The sequence below is a fragment of the Cellulosimicrobium sp. XJ-DQ-B-000 genome (genome assembly GCF_031119065.1).
GTDB classification, from domain to species: Bacteria; Actinomycetota; Actinomycetes; order Actinomycetales; family Cellulomonadaceae; genus Cellulosimicrobium; species Cellulosimicrobium funkei.
This window is the reverse complement of sequence record NZ_JAVHYN010000005.1, coordinates 147,669-162,122: the sequence shown is the minus strand read 5'-3', so window position 1 is coordinate 162,122 and position 14,454 is coordinate 147,669. Positions and strand designations below refer to the sequence as shown.

Below are 14,454 nucleotides of genomic sequence, written 5' to 3'. Positions count from 1 at the left end.
GGCGCCGCGTGCGAGCAGGGCCGGGAAGGGCGCGAGCCCGGACGGGGTTGGAACGGACAGAGCGTCGGCGCGAGGCCGGCCGACGGACGAGGAGGCAGCCATGGCGGGTACCGAACGCACGCACGCGTCGCACGAGGACCGGCGTCCCGACGACGAGCCCGAGGCCCCGGCGACCCCGGTCGCGCCGCAGGCGCAGTCGCGCGACGCCGAGGTGGACGCGCTCCTCGAGGAGATCGACGAGGTCCTGGAGACGAACGCGGAGTCCTTCGTCCGGGGCTTCGTGCAGAAGGGCGGCGAGTAGGAAGGGTGACGGCAACCCGATGAGCACGGACCAGCCCGGGCGCCTGCCCGACGCGTTCACGACCCCCGGGTCGTCGTCCTTCCTGGAGTTCCTGTCCGGGCACGCCCCCGACCTGCTGCCGTCGCACCGCGTGGCCGGGCACGCGGCGTCCGGCACGCTTCCGGACGCGCCGCACGCCACCACGATCGTGGCGCTGACGTTCGGCGCCGAGGGCGTGGGCGCGGGCGTCGTGATGGCGGGGGACCGCCGCGCGACGATGGGCTCGATGATCGCGAACCGGGAGATCGAGAAGGTCTTCCCGGCCGACGAGTACTCGGCCGTGGGTATCGCCGGGACGGCGGGGATCGCCGTCGAGCTCGTGCGCCTGTTCCAGCTCGAGCTCGAGCACTACGAGAAGATCGAGGGCGCGCTGCTCTCGCTCGACGGCAAGGCGAACCGCCTGTCGACGATGATCCGCCAGAACCTCGGCCTCGCCATGCAGGGCCTCGCGGTCGTGCCGCTCTTCGCCGGGTTCGACCTCGACCGCGGCGCCGGCCGGATCTTCTCGTACGACGTCACGGGCGGGCGGTACGAGGAGCGGGCGTACCACTCGGTGGGATCGGGCTCGGTCTTCGCGCGCGGCTCACTGAAGAAGCTGTGGCGCACCGGTCTCGACCGGGCGGCCTCCGTGCGCGTCGCGGTCGAGGCGCTCTACGACGCGGCGGACGACGACTCGGCCACCGGCGGCCCGGACCCGGTCCGCCGGATCTGGCCGGTGGTCGCGGTCGTCACGGCCGACGGCTACGAGCGCGTGCCGGACGACGAGCTCGCGGCGGTCGTCGAGCAGATCGTGGCGGAGCGCTCCGGGGCGGGCGTGGAGCGCGGCCGTCCCCCGGTGACGAACGCCGAGGCCGTCCCGCACGACCGCCCGCAGGACGGCCCGACCGGAGGTGACGACGCGTGAACATGCCTTTCTACGTCTCGCCCGAGCAGCTGATGAAGGACCGGGCGGACTTCGCGCGCAAGGGCATCGCGCGCGGCCGGTCGGTCGTGGTCCTCGCCTACGAGGACGGCATCGCGTTCGCGACGGAGAACCCGTCGCGCGCGCTGCACAAGATCTCGGAGATCTACGACCGCATCGCGTTCGCCGCGGTGGGCAAGTACAACGAGTTCGAGAACCTGCGCGTCGCCGGGGTGCGGTACGCGGACCTGCGCGGCTACTCCTACGACCGCACGGACGTCAACGCGCGCGGTCTCGCGAACGCGTACGCCCAGACGCTCGGCACGGTGTTCACCACGGAGTCGAAGCCGCTCGAGGTCGAGCTCGTCGTCGCGGAGGTCGGTCGCACGGCGGAGCAGGACCAGCTCTACCGCATCTCCTACGACGGCTCCGTCGCCGACGAGCAGGGCGTGGTCGTCATGGGCGGCCAGGCCGACCAGCTCGGTCGCGTGCTCCAGGACGCGTGGCGGCCCGGTCTCGGGCTCGCCGAGGTGCTGCGCCTGGCGGTGCACGCGCTCGCGTCCGGCGGCGAGGCGGACGACGCCCGCACCATCCCGGCCGCGCAGCTCGAGGTGGCCGTCCTGGACCGCACCCGGCCCCGGCGCGCGTTCCGCCGTCTCACGGGCTCCGTCCTCGAGGGCCTCCTCGCGGACGACGACGCGGCGACCACCACCGACGGGACCGCCGAGGGCGCGCCCGACGACACGACGGGCACCGGCCCGACGGACGAGGGGTAGCGCCGCATGGACCGCAGGATCTTCGGGCTGGAGACCGAGTACGGCGTGACGTGCGCGTCCGACGACGGGCGCGGGCTCTCGGCGGACGAGGTCGCGCGGTACCTCTTCCGCAAGGTGGTCGCCTGGGGCCGCTCGTCGAACGTGTTCCTGCGCAACGGCTCCCGGCTGTACCTGGACGTCGGCTCGCACCCCGAGTACGCGACGGCGGAGTGCGACGACGTCCGTCAGCTCGTCGCGTACGACCGTGGCGGCGAGCGGATCCTCGAGGGCCTCGTCGCGGACGCGCAGCAGCGGCTCGAGCACGAGGGACTGCCCGGCCGGATCCACCTGTTCAAGAACAACACCGACTCGGCGGGCAACTCGTACGGCTGCCACGAGAACTACCTCGTGCGACGCCAGGGCGACTTCGCTCGCCTGTCGGACGTCCTCGTGCCGTTCCTCATCACGCGCCAGGTCCTCACTGGCGCCGGCAAGGTCCTCGCGACGCCGCGTGGCGCCGTGTACTGCCTGTCCCAGCGCGCCGACCACATCTGGGAGGCGGTGTCGAGCGCGACGACCAGGTCGCGCCCGATCATCAACACGCGCGACGAGCCGCACGCCGACGCCGAGAGCTATCGGCGCCTGCACGTCATCGTCGGGGACTCCTCGATGGCGGAGACGACGACCATGCTCAAGGTCGGCTCGACCGACCTCATCCTGCGCATGGTCGAGGCGGGGGTCCCCATGCGGGACCTGGCGCTCGAGAACCCCATCCGGTCGATCCGCGAGATCAGCCACGACATGACGGGCAAGCAGCCCGTCCAGCTCGCGAGCGGCCGGACGGTCACCGCGATCGACCTCCAGGGCGAGTACCTGCAGCGCGTGCGCGAGTTCGTCGAGCAGGACGTCGCGCCGACGCCCGTCGTCAAGCAGGTGCTCGACCTGTGGGAGCGCGGGCTGCGCGCCCTCGAGACGGGCGACCTCTCGCTCGTCGACCGCGAGCTGGACTGGGTCATCAAGTACCGCCTGATCCAGCGCTACCAGGCCAAGCACGGTCTCGAGCTCGACGACCCGCGGATCGCGCGCCTCGACCTCGCCTACCACGACATCTCGCGCACCGAGGGGCTGTACAACCTGCTCGCGGCACGCGGCATGGTCGAGCGGGTGACCACGGACCTCGAGGTGTTCGAGTCGACGGCCGTCCCGCCGCAGACCACGCGCGCGAAGCTGCGCGGCGACTTCGTGCGCGCCGCCCAGGAGGCCCGCCGGGACTACACGGTGGACTGGGTGCACCTCAAGCTCAACGACCAGGCGCAGCGCACCGTGCTGTGCAAGGACCCGTTCCGGAACGTCGACGAGCGCGTGGAGCGCCTCATCGAGTCGATGTGATGCAGGACGTGATGTGACGAACCTGGCCCTCGCGGCCGGGCGCCCTCGGGGCGTCCGGCGCGCTCGTCGTGCGCCCGCGTCCCGGGCCGCGCTCGTGCTGCTCGTGGCGCTCCTCGCGGCGCTCGTGCTCGGTGCGTGCACGGAGCCGGAGGACGCGACGGAGACGCCGCTCAACACCGACCTCACGGTCGCCGGGTCGTCCGGCGCCCCGCCGGCGCTGGAGTACCGCGCGCCGCTCGACGTGCCGGACGCGCGGTCGGAGGTGGTGTGGCCGGGCGCCGGGGCGGAGCTCGTCGACGGCGGCCCGCTGCTGCTCAACCTCTACGCGGAGGACCTGCGCGACGGCACCGTCCTGCAGAACACGTACACGGACGCGCCGCGCTGGCGCACGCTGACCGACGAGTCCGTCGGCCGCGAGCTGCGTGACCTTCTGCGGGGCCAGCGCGTGGGGGCGCGCCTGCTGCGCCTCGAGGTGGACGACGGCGTCCCCGTCGCCCTGGTCGTCGACGTCCTGCCGACGCGTGCGTCCGGGGAGCCGGTCGAGCCGGTCGACGGCCTGCCCACGGTGACGCTCGACGAGCAGGGCGCACCGAGCGTCACCGTCCCGTCGGAGGCCGCGGCGCCCGCGGGCCTCGTGGTGCAGCCGCTCGTCCGCGGCGACGGGCGCCAGGTCGAGGTCGGTCAGGTGGTCACCGTCCGGTACTCGGGCGTGCGCTGGTCCGACGGCGAGGTCTTCGACTCGACGTGGACGGACGGCGCGGCGCCCCTGTCGGTGATGATCGGCATCGGCGAGGTCATCGAGGGGTGGGAGCAAGGGCTCCTCGAGCAGTCGGTGGGGAGCCAGGTGCTCCTCGTCGTGCCGCCCGACCTGGCCTACGGCGCGACCGCCAACCCGCTGGCCGGCGAGACGCTCGTCTACGTCGTCGACATCCTCGACGCCCAGTTCCCCGTGACCGAGGAGAGCGCGGGCGACACCGGCACGGCCGACGACACAGCCGGCACGGCCGGCACCGACACGACCGGCACGGCCGGCACCGACACGACCGGCGGAGCGCCGGCCGACCGAGGAGACTCCCCATGACCGTCGCGATCCGCGTGATCCCGTGCCTCGACGTCGACGCGGGACGCGTCGTCAAGGGCGTGAACTTCGAGAACCTGCGCGACGCGGGCGACCCCGTCGAGCTCGCCGCCCGCTACGACACCGAGGGCGCCGACGAGCTGACGTTCCTCGACGTCTCGGCGTCGTCCGGCAACCGGGAGACGACGTACGACGTCGTGCGGCGGACCGCCGAGCAGGTCTTCGTCCCGCTCACCGTCGGTGGCGGGGTCCGCTCGGCGGACGACGTGGACCGTCTCCTGCGCGCGGGCGCGGACAAGGTCGGCGTGAACACGGCGGCGATCGCCCGTCCGGAGCTCATCGCGGAGATCGCGGACCGTTTCGGCAGCCAGGTGCTCGTGCTCTCGGTGGACGCGCGCCGCACGACCGGCGACGTGCGGACGGAGTCCGGCTACGAGGTGACGACCCACGGCGGGCGTCGCGGCACGGGGATCGACGCCGTGGAGTGGGCGTCGCGCGCAGCGGGGCTGGGCGCGGGCGAGATCCTGCTCAACTCGATGGACGCGGACGGCACGACCGCCGGGTTCGACCTCGAGATGCTCGCCGCGGTGCGCTCCGAGGTGCGTGTGCCGCTGATCGCGAGCGGCGGGGCGGGCGCGCCCGAGCACTTCGTGGCGGCGGCGCGCGCCGGGGCGGACGCGGTGCTCGCCGCGAGCGTCTTCCACTTCGGCGCCCTCACCGTCGGCCAGGTGAAGGACGCGATGCGGGCCGAGGGCGTGCGGGTGCGCTGACCGGCGCGGACGCCCGGCGGCGGTGTCGGGCGCCCGTGAGAGGATCGGGCCACCCCCTGAACGAAAGACGAGGACCGTCCCGTGCCCGGCAGCAGGACGCGCCCCACCGGCGCCGACGCCCCGCCCGCCCCGACCGACCCGCCGGCCACCGCCGCCCGGCACGACCGCTCCCGCGACCGGCTCCCCGCCGAGCCGTCGGTCCGCCGACCGCACGCGCTCACCGGCTCCCGGGTCCGCCGCTCGCTCGCGCTCATGGGGCGCGGCATCCGCGACGAGCCGCGCACCTACGTGCTGGCGATCGGGTCCTCCGCGCTGTTCGGCGCGCTGACCGTCGCCGTGAGCAGCGCGGTCGGCCGGGTCACCGACGACGTCGTGGTGCCCGCGCTCGCGGGCGACGAGGCTGCGCGCGGCCGCATCTGGGTCGCGGGCCTCGTGCTCGCCGGGATCGCGCTCTCGCTCGCGGTGAGCGTCGCCGCGCGGCGCATCTTCGCGGGCAACGGGTACGCCGCGCTGCAGGCACGCCACCGCACCGCGGTGACCCGCCAGTACCTGCGCCTGCCGATGTCGTGGCACCGCTCGCACCCGGCCGGGCAGCTCCTGTCGAACGCGAACTCCGACGTCGAGGCCGCGACGGGCGTCTTCAACCCGCTGCCGTTCGCGCTGGGCGTCGTCGTCATGATCGGCGTCGCCGCCGTGATGCTCTTCCGGGTGGACGTCTGGCTCGCGTGCGCGGCGCTCGTCGTGATCCCTGTCGCCGTCGCCGTGAACATCGTGTTCCAGCGCTACATGTCGCCCGCCATCACGCGGGCGCAGCAGCTGCGCGCCGAGGTGTCCGACGTCGCGCACGAGAGCTTCGAGGCCGCGCTCCTCGTCACGTCGCTCGGCACCGCGGACCGCGAGGAGCGCCGCTTCGCCGAGCGCACCGACGAGCTGCGCGCCGCGAACGTGCGGGTCGGCGTCGTGCGCGCGTTCTTCGACCCCGTCATCGAGCTCCTGCCGTCGCTCGGCACGCTCCTCGTGCTGGGCGTCGGGACCGTGCGCCTCACCGCGGGCGACGTCGCGCCCGGCGACATCATCACCGCCGCGTACCTCCTGACCGTCATGGCCGTGCCGGTCCGCGCGTTCGGCTGGGTCCTCGGCGAGCTCCCGCGCGCGCTCGTCGGGTACGAGCGCATCAGCCGCGTCGTCGACGCCGGGGGCGTGCTGCGTCCCGGGACGTCGGCCCTGAGCGGGACGGGTGCCGGGCTGGGCGTGCGGCTCGAGGGCGTCGGTGTCGATGTCCGGGCGGGCGGCCGCGAGCTCACGCTGCTCGACGGCGTGGACCTCACCGTGGCGCCGGGGACGACGGTCGCCGTCGTGGGCCCGACGGGCGCCGGCAAGACGACGCTCGTCTCGCTCCTCGCGCGGCTCTCGGACCCGACGCGCGGGCGCGTGCTCCTCGACGGCACGGACGTGCGCGACGTGCGCGAGGCGGACCTCACGACGCAGGTCGCCCTCGTCGCGCAGCAGGCGTTCGTGTTCGAGGACACCGTGCGCGCGAACGTCACGCTCGTCGACGACGGCGACCCCGGCCCGGACGACGCGGAGGTCTGGGCGGCCCTGCGGCTCGCGCGCGTGGACGACGTCGTCGAGCGGCTCCCGGAGGGCCTCGACGCCCCGCTCGGGGAGCGGGGGGCCAACCTGTCCGGTGGCCAGCGCCAGCGTCTCGCGATCGCGCGCGCGCTCGTCCGGCGTCCTCGCCTCCTCGTCCTCGACGACGCGACCTCGGCCGTCGACCCGCGGGTCGAGCAGGAGATCCTCGCGGGCGTCGCGCGGGGCGGCGACGACCGCCCGACGGTCGTGATGGTCGCCTACCGCATGTCGAGCGTCGCGCTCGCGGACGTCGTCGTGCACGTGGAGTCCGGGCGGGTGGTGGACGTCGGGACGCACGACGAGCTGCTCGCCCGCGACCCGGGGTACCGCGAGCTCGCGACCGCGTACGCGCGCGAGGCGGAGCGCCGGGAGAACGAGCGCGCCGACGCGACGGACGACTCCGTGCGCGAGGCGGGCGAGGACGAGCAGGTCCGCGACGGTCACCGGGACGACGACCTCGCGCGCCAGGAGGAGACGGAGGAGGACGACGTCGTGCGGCACGTCGAGACGGGGGCGCTGGAGGAATGACCCGGACCACGACCGAACGACCCGGACGGTCGCCCCGCCGGGGCGCGGGTCCCGCCGTCGACGGCGGCGCGGACGTCCGCACCGGCGACGCGCGCATCGCCTCGGCGAGCTCCCTGGGCGTCCTCGCGACGCTGCGTCGCGGCGTGCAGGTGTCGCCGCAGATCCTCGCCGGCATCTGGGTGACTCTCGGCCTCGCCGTCGCCGCCGCGCTCGGCCGGGTCGTCGTGCCCGTGACCGTGCAGCAGACCATCGACACGGGCGTGCTCGCCGACGGCGGTCCGGACACGACGCGCGTCGCGGTGCTCGTGGGCGCCGCCGCCGTGATCCTCGTCCTCGCCGGGTTGTGCTCGGCCCTCGTCAACGTGCGCCTGTTCCGGTCGACGGAGGCGGGCCTCGCCGCGCTGCGCGTACGCGCGTTCCGGCACGTGCACGACCTGTCGGTGCTCACCCAGAACTCCGAGCGGCGCGGGTCGCTCGTCTCGCGCGTCACGAGCGACGTCGACACGATCTCGCTGTTCGTGCAGTGGGGCGGCATCATGCTGCTCGTCTCGGTGCTGCAGATCGGCGTCGCGACGGCGCTCATGGCGGTGTACTCCTGGCAGCTCACGCTCGTGGTGTGGGCGTGCTTCGTGCCGCTGTTCCTCGTCCTGCGCCCCGCGCAGGCGCGGGTCAACGACGCGTACACCCAGGTCCGCGCGCGGGTCGGCGCGATGCTCGGCGCGATCTCGGAGTCCGTCGTCGGCGCGGAGACCATCCGCGCGTACGGCGCCGGGGCCCGGACGGCCCGCCGCATCGACGCCGCGGTCGACGCGACGCGGCGCGCGATGGTCCGGGCGCAGAAGCTCGTCGCCGTCGTGTTCTCGAGCGGCGTGCTCGTGGCGAACCTCGTGCTCGCGGTCGTCGTGGTCGTCGGGTCGCTGCTCGGCGTGGCGGGCGACATCTCGGTGGGGCAGCTCCTCGCCTTCCTGTTCCTCGTCCAGCTCTTCACCGGCCCCGTCCAGATGGCGACGGAGATCCTCAACGAGCTGCAGAACGCCGTGGCGGGCTGGCGCCGCGTCCTCGCGGTCCTGGAGACGCCGGTCGAGGTCGTCGACAAGGGCCCCGACGGCGTGCGCAGCCTGCGCGGCCCGGCCCACGTACGCCTCGAGGGCGTCCGGTTCGCCTACCCCGACGGGCCCGAGGTGCTGCACGGCGTCGACCTCGACCTGCCGGCGCGTGCCTCGGTCGCCGTCGTCGGCGCGACCGGCTCGGGCAAGACGACGATCGCGAAGCTCGTCACGCGGCTCATGGACCCGACGGGCGGGCGCGTGCTCCTGGACGGCACGGACCTGCGCGACCTGTCCGTGGCGTCCCTGCGCGAGCGCGTCGTGCTCGTGCCCCAGGAGGGCTTCCTGTTCGACGGGACGCTCGCCGACAACGTCGCCTACGGGCTCCGGGGCGCCGCCGAGGAGGAGCCGGCCGCCGCGCGTCGCGCCCGGATCGAGGCGGCCGTCGAGCGGCTCGGCCTCACCGACTGGGTCGCGGACCTGCCGGACGGGCTCGACTCCTCGGTCGGCCAGCGGGGCGAGTCCCTCTCCGCGGGCGAGCGGCAGCTCGTCGCGCTCGTCCGGGCCTACCTGGCCGAGGCGGACCTGCTCGTCCTCGACGAGGCGACGTCCGCCGTCGACCCGGCGACCGAGGTCCGGATCGCGCGGGCGCTCGCGTCGCTCACCGCGGGCCGGTCGACGCTGACGATCGCGCACCGCCTCTCCACGGCCGAGGCGGCCGACCTCGTCGTCGTCGTCGACGCCGGGCACGTCGTGGAGGTGGGCCACCACGACGACCTCGCCCGCGCGGGCGGGGTCTACGCCCGCATGCACGACGCCTGGGTCTCCCAGACCCGCTGACCCGCGCGGCCGGGCGACCGACGTCACGCCGGGTCGGGCGAGACGGGGGACCGGCGGCGGCCCGGCGTCTGGCAGGATTCTCGGGTGCCCGACTCCACGACCGGCCCGCAGACCACGACCCCGTCCGCGCTCGACCCCGAGGTCGCCGCGCGGCTCAAGCGCGACGACGCCGGCCTGGTCGCCGCGATCGTCCAGCAGCACGACACGGGCGAGGTGCTCATGCTCGGCTGGATGGACGACGAGGCGCTCCACCGCACCCTGACCACCGGGCGGGTGACGTTCTGGAGCCGGTCGCGCCAGGAGTACTGGCGCAAGGGCGACACGTCGGGCCACGTCCAGGTGGTGCGCTCGGTCGCGCTCGACTGCGACGGCGACGCGCTCCTCGTGCGCGTGCACCAGGTCGGCGCCGCGTGCCACACGGGCACCCGCACGTGCTTCGAGGCCGGCGGAGACCTGGGCGCCGTCGTCGGCGAGCTGCCGTCCGCGCCGGGTGCCCCGGACGCCGGGGCCGCGCCCGCCGTCGGACCGGACCCCGAGGAGGAGAACCAGTGAGCACGACCGTCGACCCGGCCGGAACCACCACCGTCCCCGCGGGCGGGCCCGCGTGGGGCACGACGTGGCCCGTGCTCGACGGCTTCCGCGCGCTCGCCCGCTCCCGCCGGGTCGTCCCGGTCGTGCGGCGCCTCCTGGCCGACGACGTCACGCCCGTCGGGCTCTACCGCACCCTCGCGCAGGGGCGCCCGGGCACCTTCGTGCTGGAGTCCGCGGAGTCGGACGGGCGCTGGGCCCGCTACTCGTTCGTCGGCGTCGCGTCCCGCGCGACCCTCACGGCGCGCGACGGCCGGGCGGTGTGGTCGGGCGACGTGCCCGCGGGCGTCCCGCGCGAGGGCGACGTGGTCGAGGTGCTGGAGGCGACGCTCGACGTGCTGCGCACGCCCGCGGTCGACGGCCTCCCGCCGCTCACGGGCGGGCTCGCCGGGGCGATCGGGTGGGACGTCATCCGGCACTGGGAGCCGACGCTGCCCGCGCACGCGCCCGACGAGCTGGGCGTCCCGGAGCTCACGCTGTGCCTCGCGACGGACCTCGCGGTCGTCGACCACGCGGAGGGCAGCGTGTGGCTCGTGGCGAACGCGATCAACTTCGACGACACGGACGAGCGGGTCGACGAGGCGTACGCCGACGCGGTGCGGCGCCTGGACGCGATGCAGGCGCGCCTCGTCGCGGGCGGTGCGCACGTCGCGTCGGTCGTGGCCGCCGACGCCGTCGAGCCCGAGCTCGAGTTCCGCTCGACGCGCGACGAGTTCGAGGCGTCCGTCGTGGCGGGCAAGGGCGCGATCCGCGAGGGCGAGGTCTTCCAGGTCGTCCTCTCGCAGCGCCTGGACCTCGACTGCCCGGCGGACCCGCTGGACGTCTACCGGGCGCTGCGCACGATCAACCCGAGCCCGTACATGTACTACTTCCAGCTCACGGACGCGGACGGGCGCGACTTCGCGGTCGTCGGGTCGAGCCCGGAGACGCTGGTCAAGGTCGAGGACGGGCGGGTCACGACGTTCCCCATCGCGGGCTCGCGGCCGCGCGGCGCCACGCCCGAGGAGGACGTCGCGCTCGGGGAGGAGCTGCGCGAGGACCCCAAGGAGCTCGCGGAGCACATCATGCTCGTCGACCTCTCGCGCAACGACCTCGTCAAGGTCTGCGAGCCGACGTCGGTCGAGGTCGTGGAGTTCATGGCGACCAAGCGGTTCAGCCACATCATGCACCTGTGCTCGACGGTCGTCGGCACGCTGCGCGACGGCGCGACCGCGCTCGACGCCTTCCGGGCCACGTTCCCCGCGGGGACGCTCTCGGGCGCGCCCAAGCCGCGCGCGATCGCCCTCATCGACGAGCTCGAGCCCGCCTCGCGCGGGATCTACGGTGGGACGGCCGGGTACTTCGACTTCGACGGGAACATGGACATGGCGATCGCCATCCGCACGGCGCTGATCCGCGACGGGCGCGCGAGCGTCCAGGCCGGGGGCGGGATCGTCGCCGACTCCGTGCCGGCGCTCGAGTACGCGGAGTCGCGCAACAAGGCGGCCGCGGCGGTCCGCGCCGTGCAGGTCGCGGCGCGGCTGCGGGGGCTCGCGTGAGCCGCCCCGGCGGCCCGGCCCGCCGCACGGCCATCTGGGTCCTGCTGCTCCTCGGGGGCGCGACCCTCGCGGCGGCCGTGCCCACGTGGCTGCGCACGACGGGGGCCACCGCGCTCGACCCGCAGGTCGACGTCGCGGTGGCCGGCACGTCGGCCGCACCCGGCGTGAGCGCGGCCGCGCTCGTGCTCGTCGCGGCCGCGCTCGCGCTCGGCCTCGTGGGACGTGTCGGCCGGTGGGTCGTCCTGGCGGTCGCGGCGGCGAGCGGCGTCGTCGCGACGGTGTCGGCGCTGAGCGTCGCGATCGACCCGGAACCGACCGCCCGGTCGGCGGTGGCCGAGGCGACGGGCGTGACGGAGCTGATCGCACCGGTCGAGCTCACCGCGGCGCCCTGGGTGGCGGCCGTGCTCGGCGTGCTCACCGTGCTCGTGGTGGTGTGGGTGGCGCGCGGCGCGCGGTCGTGGGCGAGCGCCTCGACGCGGCACGAGCGGGCCGGGGCGGCGCCCGCGACGGCAGCCGGCACGCCCGCGGACGGGACGCCCGAGGCCAAGGGCGCGGCCGGCCCCGCCGACGCCGAGGACGTCTCCGACCACGACGCGTGGGACGCGCTCTCCCGCGGCGAGGACCCCACGGACCGCTGAGCAGCGCGGACGTGTCCCACGCGACGTCCGCCGACGTCCCGCGACGGGACGGGCCCCGGCCCGGTCCGATAGGCTCTGACCACATCTTGACGAAAGGCACGACCCTCATGGCCGAGAACCAGCAGACCACCGAGATCGCCTACCTGCCGCCCGCGGCACCGCCCACGAACCACGGCCACACCGTCGCCGCGTGGTTCACCATGATCGGCATCATGGTCGGCGCCCTCGTGGCCGCGATCGGTGTCGTGGTCGCCGCCGTCTGGCTGTTCTGGGTCGGCATGGGCGTCGTGGCCGTGGCGCTCGTCGGCGGCCTCGTGCTCCGCAACATGGGCTACGGGCAGAAGAAGCAGGACGCGCGGTGACGCAGCCGCCGGGACCGGGCCCGCACGACGGCACGCCCCCGCAGGACGGGTCGCAGGCGCCGTACGGCTCGTCGGTGCCCGGCGGCGCGCAGCACCCCGGCCCGCAGGACCCGGACCAGGGCTACGCCGGGCAGCAGCAGCCCGGTCACCCGTACCCGGGCCAGCAGTACCCCGGGCAGCCGTACCCCGGCCAGCAGTACCCGGGCCAGCCGTACCCGGCAGGCGCCTACGCGCCGCCGCCGTACTACCCGAAGAACAACCTCGCGATCTGGTCCCTCGTCCTGGGCATCGCCGCGTTCGTGCTCAGCTGCGGCTTCTTCACGGGCATCCCCGCGGTCATCGTGGGCAACGCGGCGAAGCGTGCCGTCGCGGAGGGCCAGGCGGACAACGACGGCATGGCGACGGCGGGGATCATCCTCGGCTGGGTCGCGATCGGCCTGTCCGCGATCGGTCTGCTGCTCCTGCTGGTGTTCTTCCCCGCCGTCCTCGCCTGGGTCGGCACGATCCCCGACCAGTACTGACGGGGCGGTCACGTGACGTCCGAGGCGGTGCGCCGACGGCTGGTGCCGCGCGAGGCCGTGGCGCCGCTCGCCGTCGGTGCGCTCGTCGCGGCCGCGACGGCGTACGTGGGCGCAGTCGACCCGAACCGCCCGGGCCACTACGTCACGTGCCCGCTGCTCGCCCTGACGGGCCTCGCGTGCCCCGGGTGCGGAGGCCTGCGCGCCACGCACGACCTCGTGCACCTCGACCTGGCCGCGGCCTGGTCCATGAACCCGCTGTGGGTCGTCGTCGCGCCTCTGCTCGTCGTGCTGTGGGGCCTGTGGCTCGCCCGTGCGTGGCGCGGCCGCCCCGCGCCGCGCGTGCCCGCGGGGGTGGCGTGGACGTCGCTCGCCGTGCTCGTGCTCTTCGGGGTGCTGCGCAACGTGCCCGCTCTGGTCCCGTGGCTCGGCCCGGTGGCCGCCTGAGCCGGCGGCCGTGACTGCGACCGGCCGCGCCGCGCGCGTCTCGGGGGCTGGGCCGTGGTCATCGTCACTCGGGGGCGGCTCTACGATGGCAGGTACCTCCCTGTCAACGGGTCGGCCCGAACCTGTGGGTGCACGCCGGCCGACCGGCCCGGCAGGGGGCGGGACGACACGGGGAGTGGTGGGACGATGACGGTGCTGGACGACATCGTCGCGGGTGTGCGCGAGGACCTCGCGGCACGCCAGGCGACGACCTCGCTCGACGAGCTCAAGGAACGAGCCGCCCGCGTCCCCGGTGCGCTCGAGTGCGTGAGCCGCCTCAAGGCGGACGACGCCGTGGCCGTCATCGCCGAGGTGAAGCGGTCGAGCCCCAGCAAGGGCGCGCTCGCGTCCATCTCCGACCCGGCCGAGCTCGCGGGGGAGTACGAGAAGGGCGGCGCGGCCGCGATCTCGGTGCTCACCGAGCAGCGGCGGTTCAACGGGAGCCTCGCCGACCTCGACGCCGTCCGGGCGCGGGTCGACGTCCCCGTGCTCCGCAAGGACTTCGTCGTGACGCCGTACCAGGTGTGGGAGGCGCGCGCCCACGGCGCGGACATCGTGCTCCTCATCGTCGCGGCGCTCGAGCAGACGGTGCTCACGTCGCTCGTCGAGCGCGTGCACTCGCTCGGCATGACCGCGCTCGTCGAGGTCCACACGCTCGACGAGGTCACGCGCGCGCTCGACGCCGGGGCGCGGGTCGTCGGCGTCAACTCGCGCGACCTCAAGACGCTCGACGTCGACCGCACGACCTTCGCGCGCCTCGCGCCCGCGATCCCCGACGAGGTCGTCCGCGTGGCCGAGTCCGGCGTGCGCGGGCCGCACGACGTCATGGACTACGCCCGCTCCGGCGCGCACGCCGTGCTGGTCGGCGAGGCGCTCGTGACCGACGACGCGCCGCGCTCGTCCGTCGCCGACCTCGTCGCGGCCGGGTCGCACCCGTCGCTGTGGTCCGTGCGGCCCTGAGGCACGACGGCACCGTCCGTCACGCCGCAGGCGCCGCGCCCCGGCCCAGCACACCCCACCACGCAGGAGGACCGGCCCCGTGCCC

General features: G+C 74.9%; 15 protein-coding genes. All 15 read left to right on the top strand.

The window, feature by feature from the left end; all coding sequences use genetic code 11:
- Window positions 1–100: 100 nt before the first annotated feature.
- The 15 genes from RDI86_RS10100 (at window position 101) to trpC (ending at window position 14,369) form a co-directional block, all read left to right on the top strand.
- The gene (locus tag RDI86_RS10100) at window positions 101–301 is read left to right on the top strand and encodes a ubiquitin-like protein Pup (RefSeq protein WP_021479766.1); all 201 of its coding nucleotides are present in this window, start codon (window positions 101–103) and stop codon (window positions 299–301) included.
- A gap of 19 nt (window positions 302–320) precedes the next feature.
- The gene (prcB, locus tag RDI86_RS10095) at window positions 321–1,244 is read left to right on the top strand and encodes a proteasome subunit beta (RefSeq protein WP_082774448.1); all 924 of its coding nucleotides are present in this window, start codon (window positions 321–323) and stop codon (window positions 1,242–1,244) included.
- Complete coding sequence (prcA, locus tag RDI86_RS10090; RefSeq protein WP_082774449.1) at window positions 1,241–2,017, top strand: proteasome subunit alpha; 777 nt, start codon at window positions 1,241–1,243, stop codon at window positions 2,015–2,017. Before prcB ends, prcA begins: the two co-directional genes overlap by 4 nt.
- Window positions 2,018–2,023: 6 nt before the next feature.
- Window positions 2,024–3,385 (top strand): Pup--protein ligase, encoded by a 1,362-nt coding sequence (gene pafA, locus RDI86_RS10085; RefSeq protein WP_021479769.1) that lies wholly within the window; start codon window positions 2,024–2,026, stop codon window positions 3,383–3,385.
- Window positions 3,386–3,398: 13 nt separating this feature from the next.
- Window positions 3,399–4,466, top strand: coding sequence for an FKBP-type peptidyl-prolyl cis-trans isomerase (locus RDI86_RS10080; RefSeq protein WP_251176290.1), 1,068 nt, complete (start codon window positions 3,399–3,401; stop codon window positions 4,464–4,466).
- Window positions 4,463–5,233, top strand: a complete 771-nt coding sequence (gene hisF, locus RDI86_RS10075) for an imidazole glycerol phosphate synthase subunit HisF (RefSeq protein ID WP_061267737.1) — start codon at window positions 4,463–4,465, stop codon at window positions 5,231–5,233. The genes RDI86_RS10080 and hisF overlap by 4 nt, the downstream gene beginning before the upstream one ends.
- Before the next feature lie 252 nt (window positions 5,234–5,485).
- The gene (locus RDI86_RS10070; protein ID WP_137280680.1) at window positions 5,486–7,393 is read left to right on the top strand and encodes an ABC transporter ATP-binding protein; all 1,908 of its coding nucleotides are present in this window, start codon (window positions 5,486–5,488) and stop codon (window positions 7,391–7,393) included.
- Window positions 7,390–9,279: an ABC transporter ATP-binding protein gene (locus RDI86_RS10065; RefSeq protein WP_308821315.1), complete on the top strand. Its 1,890-nt coding sequence runs from the start codon at window positions 7,390–7,392 to the stop codon at window positions 9,277–9,279. The genes RDI86_RS10070 and RDI86_RS10065 overlap by 4 nt, the downstream gene beginning before the upstream one ends.
- 84 nt (window positions 9,280–9,363) lie before the next feature.
- Window positions 9,364–9,831 (top strand): phosphoribosyl-AMP cyclohydrolase, encoded by a 468-nt coding sequence (gene hisI, locus RDI86_RS10060; RefSeq protein ID WP_076404777.1) that lies wholly within the window; start codon window positions 9,364–9,366, stop codon window positions 9,829–9,831.
- Complete coding sequence (locus RDI86_RS10055) at window positions 9,828–11,405, top strand: anthranilate synthase component I (RefSeq protein ID WP_308821314.1); 1,578 nt, start codon at window positions 9,828–9,830, stop codon at window positions 11,403–11,405. Before hisI ends, RDI86_RS10055 begins: the two co-directional genes overlap by 4 nt.
- On the top strand, window positions 11,402–12,043 hold the full coding sequence (locus tag RDI86_RS10050) for a Trp biosynthesis-associated membrane protein (RefSeq protein ID WP_083711766.1): 642 nt from the start codon (window positions 11,402–11,404) through the stop codon (window positions 12,041–12,043). Before RDI86_RS10055 ends, RDI86_RS10050 begins: the two co-directional genes overlap by 4 nt.
- An 86-nt stretch (window positions 12,044–12,129) precedes the next feature.
- Window positions 12,130–12,405, top strand: coding sequence for an HGxxPAAW family protein (locus RDI86_RS10045; RefSeq protein WP_228075274.1), 276 nt, complete (start codon window positions 12,130–12,132; stop codon window positions 12,403–12,405).
- A complete protein-coding gene (locus RDI86_RS10040) occupies window positions 12,402–12,926 on the top strand; it encodes a DUF4190 domain-containing protein (protein ID WP_168945482.1) in 525 nt (174 codons plus the stop codon). The genes RDI86_RS10045 and RDI86_RS10040 overlap by 4 nt, the downstream gene beginning before the upstream one ends.
- Before the next feature lie 12 nt (window positions 12,927–12,938).
- Complete coding sequence (locus tag RDI86_RS10035) at window positions 12,939–13,370, top strand: DUF2752 domain-containing protein (RefSeq protein ID WP_009862722.1); 432 nt, start codon at window positions 12,939–12,941, stop codon at window positions 13,368–13,370.
- 186 nt (window positions 13,371–13,556) lie between these two features.
- Complete coding sequence (gene trpC / locus RDI86_RS10030) at window positions 13,557–14,369, top strand: indole-3-glycerol phosphate synthase TrpC (RefSeq protein ID WP_043651188.1); 813 nt, start codon at window positions 13,557–13,559, stop codon at window positions 14,367–14,369.
- Window positions 14,370–14,454: the final 85 nt, after the last annotated feature.